Below are 12,502 nucleotides of genomic sequence, written 5' to 3' on the forward strand. Positions count from 1 at the left end.
GGGTCACGTCGTACACCGGTCAGAAGAATCCCATTGGTAAAACATTGAATTGGTCAAGATGTTTTAGCGCCGCATTTGCGATATGGGAGTCCAGTTCAACATCAAACCTGATCCTGTATATGATTGGCCTCTAATTGTTAAAGAGGCCAATAAAAAATCACAATCCCGGTGCTTTCCACAATGAAGTTGTTAGCCCATCATCTACCAGATGCAGTTGGTCTGCATATACTGCCTGCCAATCTTTCTTCGCTTTTTGGTAAACTTCACGGTGGCGTAAATTCGGTTGATATTCCCGCTCCCAACGTACCAACCTTTCTCCTGTTGCGGGCATGGAATCATATAATCCAACACCAACCCCCGCTGCAATGGCACAACCCAATGCCGTTGCTTCTTTTACCACTGGCACCCGAACAGGCAGTCCCGTAACGTCAGACAGAATTTGGCTCCAGAGTTTTCCTTTTGAGCCACCGCCTGCGAAGACCAGCGATTCTGCCTGGACGCCAGAGAAGGCTGAAACCATATCAAGGTTACATGCCGAGACGATAGCTGCGTTTTCTTCCAGCGCCCTGAATAGCGTTGCCTTGTTGCATTTCTCCGGATCAATCGAGAGATTGAGGAAAGATGGGGCGGCGTGATACCACGATTTAAAACGCATAACATCGGAGAAAATCGGCATGACACCATAGGCACCGGCAGGAACCCGTGCCGCCATATCTTCCAGCAGATTGTAGGTATCAACGCCCAGTCGTTCCGCCAGCAATTTTTCTTCTGCGCAAAAAGCATCGCGGAACCAGCGCATGGTGAGACCAGTGAAGAAACTAATGGATTCTGCCTGTGCCATGCCGGGGATAACATGCGGGTTGATACGAATATTCATGTTTGGATCGGTGATGGGTTCAGGCAGATTGACGACTTGCTGCCAGAATGTTCCACCGAGTACTGCGGTTTGGGCGGGTTTAACGACACCAATGCCAAGACAGCCGAGTTGAACATCGCCACCGCCCATAATCACGGGAGTACCATTGTTCAGACCGCATTCTGCTGCGGCTTTTTCTGTAATATAGCCGAGCAAGGTGCCCGTTTCTTTGACGGGAGAGAGGATGTCAGAGCGCAATCCCGCCATTTCCAACAGGCTGGGGCGCCAATTACGGCTGGCTAAATCCAGCATGCCTGTTGTACCCGCGTTAGAGGGATCAACGGCCAGCTCACCACTTAGCATATAAGCCAGCCAATCGCTGATCATGGTTAAGGTACTGGCTTGTTGATAGATATCAGGACGATGGTGTGCCAACCAAAGCAGGCGTGGCATTGCGCCCAATGCCAATGTTTGGCCGGAATAGCGGTAGACATCATATTCAAAGGTATTATTGTAAAGCTCTTTCAGCTCGCTAACTTCATGACTGGAGCGGGCATCTACGTTGGCACATGCCCAGATAGGATCACCATCACGATTATAAAGAACAATCCCTTCCCGCATTGAACAGGCGGCAACGCCTTGAATTGCATTGGCAGGCAACTCCGCCTTTTGCAGTGCCTGCCGAATACATTGGCAGGCTAGTTGCCAGTTATTTTTCAGATCAAATTCCATTGAACCCGCAACATTAGCCACAGGATGGTGTATCCATTCGGCTTGTCCAACGGAAACCTGATTCCCTTCGAGATCAAATATAACTGCACGGATACTGCCAGTTCCTGCATCAAGCGCCATCAAATACTTCCTTGATGGGTGAGCATGAGCGCGTTGATTCATGATACTATCCTCGTCTGTTGTTATCTTCTTTTTATTCGATATGGCACAGGGGATGGATAGAGATTATTCGTCGATCAAATTAGCATAGCTCTCGCGGTCTGTTCTTCTGTCACCAGTGAGTTGATGTAACCTCCTTTCAGTGCAGCAACGATAGCGTCTGCTTTTTCGATGCCACCTGCCACACCAATCACGTTCGGGATGGTTTTTATTTCTGGTAATGAGATACCGATCAGTTCCTGATGGATATCAATATCGTTGATCAGTTCACCTTCCAGATTGAAGAAGTAACCAAGAATGTCGCCGACAGCACCTTTGCGGCCAAACATCAATTGTTCACCATCGCTGATATAGCCGGAACGCATGATAGTTGCATGTTGCTTCTGTTTGATGGCGCCGATACCGACGATGGCGATATCGGCCGCACAAGCTGCCAAAATCACGTCCCGTACACTGCGTTCTTCGCGGAACGTTGTCGCGACTTGCTGGGTGGAGGCTCGCAGTGGTGCAGGAATGATACTGACAGGGCAGGCCGCATCAAGCTGGCCGATGCCAGTCATATAAGGGCCAACACCCCCTGACAGCGTCACCAACCGAATTTGCTGGGATGAGATAAAACCACTCAGATACTGCAAGGTACACATCGGTGTTTCACCAAATCCAATTGCTAATAGCTGATGAGGTTCAATCAGCGTCATTAACAGATGAGCGGCTCCGATACCGAGACGGGCATTCAGATTCATGCCATCAAGGGTAGGTAATACGCGAACCTGTTTGAGATTAAAGCGTTTTTGTAAGGCATTTTCCAACTCCAAACACCCTTCATAGCGTGAGTTGATCTGAACGCGGATCACGCCAGACTGCCGTCCTTTCTCTAACAGACGGGAGACTTTCAGGCGACTGAGGCCGAGTAATTCACCGATGTCTCCTTGCGTCAGACCATCGTGATAGTAAAACCAGGCAATGCGGGCCATCAGTTCTTCTTCACTCATGCTGTTTCCTGGATAGTTGTAGCTTGAATAGTCAATTTCCTCGGATAATACGCTTTTCTCTGATACTGATTGTTTCTTACTTAATTTGGTCGACATAATAACTTCTTTATCCACGAGGAAAGAATAAGCATAAATATCACTAATGTACTAGAGGCTTATCGCAAAATTTGAACATATTTTAATGTAGGTCTAATTTTTTCACAAAATGTGATCTGATTATTGAAAAAATCTTAAGTTTTGCATTAGAGTTTTGAACAAATGTATTTAAAATAAATAAATGTTCAATTTCGCATCGGTGTCAGAAACGCAAACCCAAAAGGCTATGAGGTACGTGATGTCACAGAGCAATACTGCCACTAATACTAATGATCCGTTTTGCCTGAACCCGGCTAACCGTGCTCCGCTTTTAGTTGCTCGTGGGATCAGTAAGCAGTTTTCAGGCTTGGTGGTGTTGAAGAAGATTGATTTCTTTCTGATGTCAGGGCAGGTTCATGCATTATTAGGTGGAAATGGTGCCGGTAAATCAACTTTGATGAAAATCATTGCTGGTATTGAACAGCCGGATGCCGGAACTTTGGTTGTGGATGGTGCTATTGTCAGCCATCTGACACCAGCGAAAGCGCATCAACGGGGCATTTATCTGGTTCCACAAGAACCTTTGTTATTTCCGAATCTTTCCGTTCAGGAAAATATCCTGTTTCGTTTGCCAAAACATCAAGCCAGTACAAGTCGAATGCATGAATTACTGCTTCAGCTTGATTGCCAAATTGACTTGAAGATGCCAGCCGGCGGTTTGAATGTAGCAGATCAGCAGTTGGTGGAGATTATGCGTGGCTTGATGCGTAATTCTCGCATTTTGATTCTGGATGAGCCAACTGCCGCGTTGACTCCCGCAGAAACCGAACGTTTGTTTGCGCGAATACGGGAATTACAGCAGCGACAGGTGGGGATTATCTTCATTTCCCACAAGTTGCCTGAAATTCGTGAGATTGCGGATTATGTCAGTGTGATACGAGATGGGAGCATCGCTCTTAGCGGCGCGATTGAGCGCTTTACAACGGAAGCAATAATTCAGGCGATTACACCTACGGTAAAATCAATTGCGTTGGCTGATAAGCAGAAATTGAGCTTGGAAGCTGGCGATAATGTATTGGATAACATACCAGAAATCCCCGTCTTGGAAGTGACCTCTCTGTGTGGGGAAGGATTCCGTGATATTTCCCTGACACTACGAGCGGGGGAAATTGTTGGTTTGTCTGGCGTTGTGGGAGCAGGTCGTACTGAACTGGCGGAGACGCTATACGGATTGCGTCCGATGGCGGGTGGTGAAATTCGTTTCCGACAGCAAATAATCAATAAACTCGATACAGCAGAGCGGTTGCAACGTGGGTTGGTTTATCTGCCTGAAGATCGACAGGCTTCTGGATTGTTTCTTGACGCCTTTTTGAGTTGGAATGTTTGTTCGCTGACTCACAGCAGGAGTACTTTCTGGACGCGTACTGCCCACGATGTTGGCGTATTGGAACGATATCGCCAGGCGCTTAATATTCGATTCCACAATGTAAATCAGTCTGCACGTACCCTGTCTGGCGGTAATCAACAAAAGATTCTGATTGCTAAATGTTTGGAAGCCAAGCCTACGGTGCTGATCATTGATGAACCAACCCGTGGTGTTGATATCGGGGCGCGTAATGATATCTATCAACTTATTCATAACATCGCCAGCCAGCAGGTGGCGATTCTCCTGATTTCTTCTGATCTTGATGAAGTTGTTCAGTTAGCTGATCGCATACTGGTCATGCATCACGGTGAACTTTGTGGACAGCTTGATAAAGACCACATGAATGTGGGCGAGATTATGCGCCTTTCTTTTGGGGAACGTCATATTGAAATTCATCCAGAATAACCGCGAAGCTACAGCATTGATCGCCATTTTGGGGTTGTTTGCTTTGTTAGGGAGCCTCGATCGCCATGCGTTCAGTCTCCAGACTGTCACTATGATCTTCGGTAATGCCCAAATCCTTATTTTATTAGCGATGGGTGCCACGTTGGTAATGTTGACGCGCAATATTGATGTGTCTGTTGGTTCAACTACCGGATTATGTGCTGTCGTGTTGGGAATGTTACTTAATACAGGGTTTCCGTTGGCGGTTGCCTGTTTAATGACGTTGCTGATTGGAATGATGGCAGGGTTGATTAACGGTGTGTTGGTGGCATGGTTGAAAATTCCAGCTATTGTTGCCACGTTGGGCACGCTCGGCTTATACCGTGGGCTAATGCTGTTGTTAACTGGTGGTAAATGGATCGAAGGCTTGCCTGCCGGGGTTAAAGATCTCGCCAGACCAATGCTATTTGGTATTTCACCAATCGGCTGGTTGTTGATGTTATTAATTCTGTCTATGGCATGGGTGTTAAAGAAGACTGCGTTTGGCCGTGGGTTTTATGCCACGGGTGATAACCTGCAAGGCGCTCGTCGGCTTGGTGCTCCCGTCAATGGCATTCGCATCACGGCATTTACCGTAAATGGAGTGATGGCAGCATTGGCAGGCATTGTGTTTGTGGCACAGATTGGCTTTATTCCAAATCAAACGGGGGATGGGCTGGAGATGAAAGCCATCGCTGCTTGTGTATTAGGTGGCATCAGTTTGCTGGGGGGAGTCGGAACTGTCATTGGGGCGATCTTCGGCGCATATTTTCTGACGCAAATTGATAGTGTGCTGGTATTACTCAAGTTATCGGCCTGGTGGAATGATTTTATCGCTGGGCTTGTCCTGTTGGTGGTGTTAGTGCTGGATGGGCGATTACGTAATGTCGTTGGCAAGAATTTACGCCAGCAACGCTACGCCCGTTTCCTTGAGCCAACAAACAAACATACCGCAAGAAACGGGAGGCCATAATGAATAGGGTACAATGCTATGGGCAACGTTATGGTTGGGAAACGGCGCTTTTAGTGTTGTTGGTGGCGGAAATTTTACTGTTTGGCATAGTTAATCCAAGGATGCTGGATATTAACGTGCTGTTGTTTAGTACCAGCGATTTTATCTGTATCGGTATTATCGCGTTGCCGCTAACGATGGTAATTGTCAGTGGTGGTATTGATATCTCTTTTGGTTCGATTATCGGTCTATGTGCTATTGCATTGGGTGTCATGTATCAGGCTGGTTTACCGATGATTGTGGCAATTCCTCTAACTTTACTTGTCGGGGGGCTGTGTGGCCTGATTAATGCTGCCCTGATTTTCTATACGGGTGTAAATCCGTTGGTAATTACCCTCGGCACGATGTACCTGTTTGGTGGTAGTGCCTTATTGTTGTCGGGACTATCTGGCGCGACGGGATATGAAGGCATTGGTGGTTTTCCTGATACATTTACTGATTTTGCCAATCTGACACTACTCAACCTGCCTGTTCCTTTGGTCATCTTTATACTTTTTGTATTGGTATTCTGGCTATATATGCATCGTACCCACCATGGCCGCAATGTTTTTCTTATCGGGCAGAGTAACCGTGCTGCCCGTTACGGTGCTATCCCTGTAAATCGAATTTTATGCTTGTTATACGCTTTGATCGGGCTGGCTTCGGCAGTGGCAGCGATTATTTTGGTCTCCTATTTTGGTTCGGCGCGTTCCGATTTGGGAAGTTCTTTTCTGATGCCTGCTATTACTGCTGTAGTGCTGGGAGGAGCCAATATTTACGGTGGATCTGGCTCGATTACGGGAACGGCACTGGCGGTTTTGCTGGTGGGTTATTTGCAGCAAGGATTGCAGATGGTGGGAATTCCTAACCAGATATCCAGTGCGTTGTCTGGTGCCTTGCTGATTGCAGCGGTGATAGGACGGTCCGCTTCGCTGCATCGCCATCAAATCTGTGATTGGTGGCAACGTCGAAGGGTTTCTGTTTCACAACAACATATTTCTGAAACATGAAAGACGATCTTGAAATAAAAATAAATGGAGATAGGCATGAAAGCACCAACAATGAAAAAACTGGCTTTGGCTGCTGCACTAAGTCTGGGATGTGTTTCCTGGGCTCAGGCGGCAGAAAAGATAGTATTTATCCCTAAATTGGTCGGCGTTGGGTTCTTTACCAGTGGTGGGCAAGGTGCGGTAGAAGCAGGTAAGAAGCTGGGTATTGAAGTCACTTACGATGGTCCGACAGAGCCGAGTGTTGCGGGACAGGTTCAGCTTATTAATAGTTTTGTTAACCAAGGCTATGATGCAATAGTGGTTTCAGCCGTGTCACCAGATGGATTGTGTCCGGCGTTGAAACGCGCTATGAAGCGTGGTGTCAAGGTATTGACGTGGGATTCCGATACTGCGCCAGAATGCCGCTCTATCTATATCAATCAAGGAACACCAAAACAGTTGGGTGGGATTTTGGTGGATATGGCTGCAAATCAAGTGAAGAAAGAAAAAGCGAAAGTAGCATTTTTCTATTCCAGCCCGACAGTGACGGATCAGAACCAATGGGTGAAAGAGGCTAAGGCAAAAATAGCAGAGGAACATCCGAACTGGGAAATTGTTACCACCCGATTTGGCTATAACGATGCCACCAAATCTTTGCAGACGGCGGAAGGCATTTTGAAAGCGTGGGAGGACTTGGATGCGATTATCGCTCCAGATGCCAATGCCTTGCCTGCGGCGGCGCAGGCAGCAGAAAACCTGAAGCGTCAGAATGTTGCGATTGTTGGGTTCAGTACCCCGAATGTCATGCGTCCTTATGTTGAAAATGGTACGGTCAAACAGTTCGCTTTGTGGGATGTGGTCAAGCAGGGCAAGATAGCTATTCACGTTACCAATGAGATATTGCAAAAAGGCGAGCTGAATGTGGGAGATAAATTGAATATTCCTGATATTGGCAGCGTTGAAATCTCACCCAACAGTGTACAGGGATACCGTTATGAGGCGGAGGGCAACGGCATTGTTGTTATGCCGGAGCGAGTAATTTTCACCAAAGACAATATCAATCAGTACGATTTCTAATTCATGGGGCTGGTATGCAGCCCCTGACACCTTTCTGGAGGGAGAAATGGCAGATTTAGATGATATCAAAGATGGTAAAGATTTTGGCATTAATACACCGCAACGGAACACGCTGTTTGAACTGAAAGGCTGTGGTGCGCTGGATTGGGGTATGCAGTCCCGTTTGTCACGTATTTTTAACCCCAACACCTATAAAACGGTGATGCTGGCATTTGATCACGGTTATTTTCAAGGCCCAACCACAGGTTTAGAACGTATTGATATCAATATCGCTCCGTTGTTTGAACACACCGACGTGTTGATGTGTACCCGCGGTATCCTGCGCAGTCAGGTTCCGCCTGCAACCAATAAACCTGTAGTTCTGCGTGCGTCTGGAGCCAACTCGATTCTGACTGAACTGTCCAATGAAGCTGTTGCGGTGGCAATGGAAGATGCACTTCGCCTCAACGTCTGTGCGGTTGCGGCACAGGTCTATATCGGTTCAGAATACGAACACCAATCCATCAAAAATATAATTAAGCTGGTGGATCAGGGTACACGTTATGGTATGCCAACAATGGCGGTGACAGGTGTTGGTAAAGATATGGCGCGTGACCAACGTTATTTCTCGCTGGCGACTCGCATTGCAGCCGAAATGGGGGCGAATATTATCAAAACTTACTATGTCGATAACGGTTTTGAGCGAGTAGTGGCGGGCTGCCCAGTGCCGATTGTGATTGCAGGCGGTAAAAAATTACCGGAGCTGGAGGCGTTGAATATGTGCTATCAGGCGATTGATCAAGGGGCATCTGGTGTGGATATGGGACGCAATATCTTCCAGTCGGAAGCACCTGTTGCGATGCTGAAAGCTGTGCAGGCAGTGGTGCATCATAATGAGAAACCTGCTCAGGCTTATGAGCTTTTCCTGAGTGAAAAAGCCAAGGGGTAATAATATGCATGTCACATTAGTGGAAATTAATGTTAAGGCTGACAAGATAGACGAATTTATCGAAGTATTTCGGGATAATCACCTCGGTTCTGTTAAAGAACCAGGCAATTTACGGTTCGATGTATTGCGTGATGAAAACATCCCAACCCGCTTTTATATCTATGAAGTCTATGTTGATGAAGAAGCTGTTGCGGCGCATAAGAAAACATCCCATTACTTGCGCTGTGTCGAAAAACTGGAAGCATTGATGACTGAGCCTCGTAAAAAAACGACGTTTGTTGGTTTGATGCCGGAAGGGAAGTAAGGCAAAAGGAGACATCAGGCCGAGTGACAGCAAATATTTTCGCATGTCATCAAATGGAAAATAAGACTGGTTTAACCCTCTGTTTATCAATGTAATAATGATAACGGAGGGTAATTAAGGTCAGCTTATTTTTAATGCCTGTTGAGCACAATATCATTGAGGATGGTAAAACCGCGGCATTCCAGCTCTTCCGCCGGAATATTGGCGTCACCATGATTATTGATGTAACCACGTGGTAATAAATGCTGCTACTTGTTCTGGCTGATTGATATTAAGTTGTGGCAGTGGTGTTGCCAGCGCAATATCGCTGGCAATTGCTATTACATAGGGATCGAGAATTTCATCAACGGTGTGATTCAGGCCGTCTCGATAAAGTGCTATTTTGGGGATTGGCTCTTGTTTGAATCCTTCAACCAAAATCAGATCCAGCGAATTTGCATCAAATCGGCTGACAAGATAGTAAAGATCCGGTTCTGGTAACTCTGGGGTTTCAGTCATTAAAGCCCAGCGCTGCTGACTGGCAACTAACGTTTGTGCAGCACCCGCTTTGCGGAGTTCATAGCTGTCTTTGCCTGGCTTATCGACATCCATATTGTGATGAGTATGTTTAATAAGTCCAACGCGGATATGTTGCCGGCATAACAGTGGAATGACTTGCTTTAATAGTGTTGTTTTTCCGGTTCCACTATAAGCGGTGATACCCAGAATAGGCAGTGCTGTATAGTTGCTGCTGTGGTTCATGCTGGCTCCTGAAAGCATTCCCAATGACGGTGTTTCCAGTTATGGCATTCTTCAGGGGTATTTAAGTTAGTGAAAGCGTTGGGATTGGGAAAATAGACTGCCTTTGCCTTAATCATCTGCATAAAGAACATCAGTTTTCTATCTCCCAAAGCGAGATAGCTTTCCAGACGAGGGATCAGACTGCGGTGCATTAATACCAGGGTAGGATGTGCTCGCACGCAATCATGTACATAAGCAGCCCAAGCGTTTTGTTTGTAGTGCCACAGTTTTGCGACCAGGTTTTCAGGGAAATTGGGGACATCACAAGGAACAAATACCACCCATTCGTGAATGGCGTTTTTTAAAACCGCCAACATACCTGCCAATGGCCCGGAAAAATCGGCAATGATATCCGGTATGATGGGATAGCCACTCTGATGATAAATGTCCAGATTGCGATTAGCATTAATCAACAGTTCATGAACCTGAGGCTGCAATCTTGTAGCAATGTGTTGGTATAGTGGTGCATTGTTAAATTGCAGCAATCCTTTGTCGTTTCCTCCCATGCGGGTGGATAATCCTCCTGCCAGAATTGCGCCACTGATTTTTGGATGCGTCATGTCAAATCACCTGATATTGGGCAATGAAAAATATTTAATGTTTGGTATACCTTTTCTTTATAACCATTGTGAATCAATATCTAACCATGCTGCTTGAGGTGGCAGTATAACTTTACGCTGATTGACAGACCAATGCTTTCTCTGAGCCATTAACCCTGCTAATTTGTATCGTGATTTATAAGGAACTAGAAATGACCTATCACCGCCTCAATGAAGTTATCGAACTTTTACATCCAGTATGGAAGAATGAGCCGGATTTAAATCTGCTGGCACTGTTGCAAAAACTGGCTGATGAAGCGGGATTCACAGGGCCGTTGTCTGAATTGACGGATGATATTCTGATTTATCACCTGAAAATGCGCGGTACGGATAGCCATGCAGAAATCCCTGGGCTGAAAAAAGATTATGAAGAAGATTTTAAGACAGCGTTGTTGCGTGCCCGGGGCATTATTAAAGATTGATGAAGAGAGAACTGTGTTGTGACGGGAACGAAGGCTTTTAATTTCCAAAATATTACGCCAGATTTAATCATGGATGCATTAGGGCAGTCTGGCCTGTACCTTGATTCTGGTCTAACCGAACTGAATAGCTATGAAAATCGGGTGTATCAGTTCATGGACGAAAACCGCAAACGCTATGTGGTGAAATTTTATCGCCCCCTGCGCTGGAGCCAGCAGAAAATTCAGGAGGAACATGATTTTGCACATGAATTGCAACAGGCTGATTTGCCCGTGGCAGCCCCGTTAAGGTTTGATGGGCAGACAGTGCTGAATTATGGCGGTTTCTTTTTTGCCATTTTTCCCAGTGTGGGAGGGCGTCAGTACGAGTCAGATAGTTTTGACCAATTGGAAGACGTTGGGCGATTGCTGGGAAGAATGCATCAAGTTGGGGCAAAGAAACCATTTTCTGCTCGTCCCACCCTTAACCTGAATGAATATTTATATCAGCCATATCAATATCTGGCTGAATGTGAACTTATTTCCGCCCGACATAAACAGAATTTTCTGGCTGCACTAGATGAATTGAATCAGTCAGTCGCAAGCCAATGGCATGATAACTGGCAGGTGTTGCGGCTGCATGGTGATTGCCATGCTGGTAATATCTTGTGGCGTGATGAAGCATGGTTTGTGGATCTTGATGATGCCCGCAATGGTCCTGCTATTCAGGATTTGTGGATGTTGCTCAATGGCTCACGGCAAGAAAGATTGATCCAGTTGGATATCTTGCTTGAGTCATATGGTCAGTTTATGGCATTTGATCCCAAGACATTGGCATTAATAGAGCCTCTGCGTGCGATGCGAATGGTCTATTATTTAGCCTGGGTTGCCCGTCGTTGGCAAGATCCGGCTTTTCCAAAAGCATTTCCGTGGATGGCTGATAGTGATTTTTGGCATAAGCAAGTGAATCTTTTTTCTGAACAAGTCCGGCTGTTACAAGAGCCGCCTTTACAGCTCAACCCGATGTATTAATTTTTTGGAGACCATTATGAAGAAATTTTGGCTGGCACTGGTGGGAGCGTTTATGGCATTTAATGCATCTGCTTCCGGTTTTTCTGAAGGCAAACAATATACCGAATTAAAAGATCCGGTTGGAAATCAGCCTCAGGTGGTGGAATTTTTCTCTTTTTATTGTCCTCACTGCTATCAGTTTGAAAATATTTATCATGTCCCTGCTACTGTTGAGAAAAATTTGCCAGCAGGTGTGACCCATGAACGTTATCATGTGGATTTTCTGGGACCTCTGGGGAAAGCATTGACTGATGCCTGGGCAGTCGCCATTGTCATGAAAATTGAAGATAAAGTTACACCTATTTTGTTTGATGGTATTCAGAAAAGCCAAACCATCAATAGCAAGGAAGATATCCGTAATGCTTTCATCAAAGCGGGAGTCTCTGGTGAAGAGTATGATGCAGCCCTGAACAGCTTTATCGTGCAATCAGTAGCCGCTAAAGAGCGTCAGTCAGCCAAGGATTTCAACTTGCGCGGTGTTCCGTCGATCTTTGTTAATGGCAAATATTTGATTAACAATGGTGGAATTGATACCCGTTCAGCTTTGGACTACGCCCAGAAATTCTCAGAGGTAGTGAACTATCTGGTGAACAAAAAATAAGTTGCAAGTGGGGGCGTAACGAAACAAAAACGCTAGTATTAATATAAAATAATCTAGGTATTGTGCCGGCCATGAGAGCGTTGGCACAATACTTGCCAAAA

Annotated in this window: 13 protein-coding genes; 9 read left to right on the forward strand and 4 right to left on the reverse strand. The window is 46.0% G+C overall.

All coding sequences use genetic code 11. The annotated features are described in order from the left end of the window. Positions 1-157: 157 nt before the first annotated feature. Complete coding sequence (gene lsrK / locus ACE1SE_RS01135) at positions 158-1,750, reverse strand: autoinducer-2 kinase (RefSeq protein ID WP_374052293.1); 1,593 nt, start codon at positions 1,748-1,750, stop codon at positions 158-160. A gap of 74 nt (positions 1,751-1,824) precedes the next feature. Then, a complete protein-coding gene (lsrR, locus tag ACE1SE_RS01140) occupies positions 1,825-2,835 on the reverse strand; it encodes a transcriptional regulator LsrR (RefSeq protein ID WP_374052294.1) in 1,011 nt (336 codons plus the stop codon). A 238-nt stretch (positions 2,836-3,073) separates the two neighbouring features. On the opposite strand from lsrR, the gene lsrA reads away from it, so the two are divergent. Genes lsrA through lsrG form a run of 6 tightly spaced genes read left to right on the forward strand, consistent with a single transcriptional unit; the run spans position 3,074 to position 8,952 of the window. Further along, the gene (gene lsrA, locus ACE1SE_RS01145; RefSeq protein ID WP_374052295.1) at positions 3,074-4,645 is read left to right on the forward strand and encodes an autoinducer 2 ABC transporter ATP-binding protein LsrA; all 1,572 of its coding nucleotides are present in this window, start codon (positions 3,074-3,076) and stop codon (positions 4,643-4,645) included. Continuing rightward, positions 4,623-5,636 (forward strand): autoinducer 2 ABC transporter permease LsrC, encoded by a 1,014-nt coding sequence (lsrC, locus tag ACE1SE_RS01150; protein ID WP_374053557.1) that lies wholly within the window; start codon positions 4,623-4,625, stop codon positions 5,634-5,636. The genes lsrA and lsrC overlap by 23 nt, the downstream gene beginning before the upstream one ends. Beyond that, positions 5,636-6,664 carry an autoinducer 2 ABC transporter permease LsrD gene (gene lsrD, locus ACE1SE_RS01155; protein ID WP_374052296.1) on the forward strand — a complete coding sequence of 343 codons (1,029 nt, stop codon included), beginning with the start codon at positions 5,636-5,638 and terminating at the stop codon, positions 6,662-6,664. The genes lsrC and lsrD overlap by 1 nt, the downstream gene beginning before the upstream one ends. A 36-nt stretch (positions 6,665-6,700) precedes the next feature. Further along, the gene (gene lsrB / locus ACE1SE_RS01160) at positions 6,701-7,720 is read left to right on the forward strand and encodes an autoinducer 2 ABC transporter substrate-binding protein LsrB (RefSeq protein WP_374052297.1); all 1,020 of its coding nucleotides are present in this window, start codon (positions 6,701-6,703) and stop codon (positions 7,718-7,720) included. 46 nt (positions 7,721-7,766) lie between these two features. Next, the gene (lsrF, locus tag ACE1SE_RS01165; RefSeq protein WP_374052298.1) at positions 7,767-8,648 is read left to right on the forward strand and encodes a 3-hydroxy-5-phosphonooxypentane-2,4-dione thiolase; all 882 of its coding nucleotides are present in this window, start codon (positions 7,767-7,769) and stop codon (positions 8,646-8,648) included. A gap of 4 nt (positions 8,649-8,652) precedes the next feature. Next, complete coding sequence (lsrG, locus tag ACE1SE_RS01170; RefSeq protein WP_374052299.1) at positions 8,653-8,952, forward strand: (4S)-4-hydroxy-5-phosphonooxypentane-2,3-dione isomerase; 300 nt, start codon at positions 8,653-8,655, stop codon at positions 8,950-8,952. A 216-nt stretch (positions 8,953-9,168) separates the two neighbouring features. Here the strand turns inward: lsrG and mobB are convergent, their stop codons facing one another. Then, the gene (mobB, locus tag ACE1SE_RS01175) at positions 9,169-9,693 is read right to left on the reverse strand and encodes a molybdopterin-guanine dinucleotide biosynthesis protein MobB (RefSeq protein ID WP_374052300.1); all 525 of its coding nucleotides are present in this window, start codon (positions 9,691-9,693) and stop codon (positions 9,169-9,171) included. After that, complete coding sequence (mobA, locus tag ACE1SE_RS01180; RefSeq protein WP_374052301.1) at positions 9,690-10,292, reverse strand: molybdenum cofactor guanylyltransferase MobA; 603 nt, start codon at positions 10,290-10,292, stop codon at positions 9,690-9,692. Before mobA ends, mobB begins: the two co-directional genes overlap by 4 nt. Before the next feature lie 191 nt (positions 10,293-10,483). Here mobA and ACE1SE_RS01185 point away from each other — a divergent pair, with 191 nt between their 5' ends. The 3 genes from ACE1SE_RS01185 to dsbA are packed head-to-tail and all read left to right on the forward strand — an operon-like array spanning position 10,484 to position 12,401. Then, positions 10,484-10,753, forward strand: coding sequence for a YihD family protein (locus tag ACE1SE_RS01185; protein WP_374052302.1), 270 nt, complete (start codon positions 10,484-10,486; stop codon positions 10,751-10,753). Between the two features lie 18 nt (positions 10,754-10,771). Beyond that, complete coding sequence (locus tag ACE1SE_RS01190) at positions 10,772-11,761, forward strand: serine/threonine protein kinase (RefSeq protein ID WP_374052303.1); 990 nt, start codon at positions 10,772-10,774, stop codon at positions 11,759-11,761. 16 nt (positions 11,762-11,777) lie between these two features. Beyond that, positions 11,778-12,401, forward strand: coding sequence for a thiol:disulfide interchange protein DsbA (gene dsbA / locus ACE1SE_RS01195; protein WP_374052304.1), 624 nt, complete (start codon positions 11,778-11,780; stop codon positions 12,399-12,401). The last annotated feature ends 101 nt before the right edge of the window (positions 12,402-12,502 follow it).

It is taken from the genome of Xenorhabdus taiwanensis, assembly GCF_036512875.1.
GTDB classification, from domain to species: Bacteria; Pseudomonadota; Gammaproteobacteria; order Enterobacterales; family Enterobacteriaceae; genus Xenorhabdus; species Xenorhabdus taiwanensis.

Excerpts from the sequence above, each read along its gene's own strand:
- lsrK (WP_374052293.1), bottom strand. The coding sequence starts at position 1,750 with ATGAATCAACGCGCTCATGCTCACCCATCAAGGAAGTATTTGATGGCG.
- lsrR (WP_374052294.1), bottom strand. The coding sequence starts at position 2,835 with ATGTCGACCAAATTAAGTAAGAAACAATCAGTATCAGAGAAAAGCGTA.
- lsrA (WP_374052295.1), top strand. The coding sequence starts at position 3,074 with ATGTCACAGAGCAATACTGCCACTAATACTAATGATCCGTTTTGCCTG.
- lsrD (WP_374052296.1), top strand. The coding sequence starts at position 5,636 with ATGAATAGGGTACAATGCTATGGGCAACGTTATGGTTGGGAAACGGCG.
- lsrB (WP_374052297.1), top strand. The coding sequence starts at position 6,701 with ATGAAAGCACCAACAATGAAAAAACTGGCTTTGGCTGCTGCACTAAGT.
- lsrF (WP_374052298.1), top strand. The coding sequence starts at position 7,767 with ATGGCAGATTTAGATGATATCAAAGATGGTAAAGATTTTGGCATTAAT.
- lsrG (WP_374052299.1), top strand. The coding sequence starts at position 8,653 with ATGCATGTCACATTAGTGGAAATTAATGTTAAGGCTGACAAGATAGAC.
- mobB (WP_374052300.1), bottom strand. The coding sequence starts at position 9,693 with ATGAACCACAGCAGCAACTATACAGCACTGCCTATTCTGGGTATCACC.
- mobA (WP_374052301.1), bottom strand. The coding sequence starts at position 10,292 with ATGACGCATCCAAAAATCAGTGGCGCAATTCTGGCAGGAGGATTATCC.
- ACE1SE_RS01185 (WP_374052302.1), top strand. The coding sequence starts at position 10,484 with ATGACCTATCACCGCCTCAATGAAGTTATCGAACTTTTACATCCAGTA.
- dsbA (WP_374052304.1), top strand. The coding sequence starts at position 11,778 with ATGAAGAAATTTTGGCTGGCACTGGTGGGAGCGTTTATGGCATTTAAT.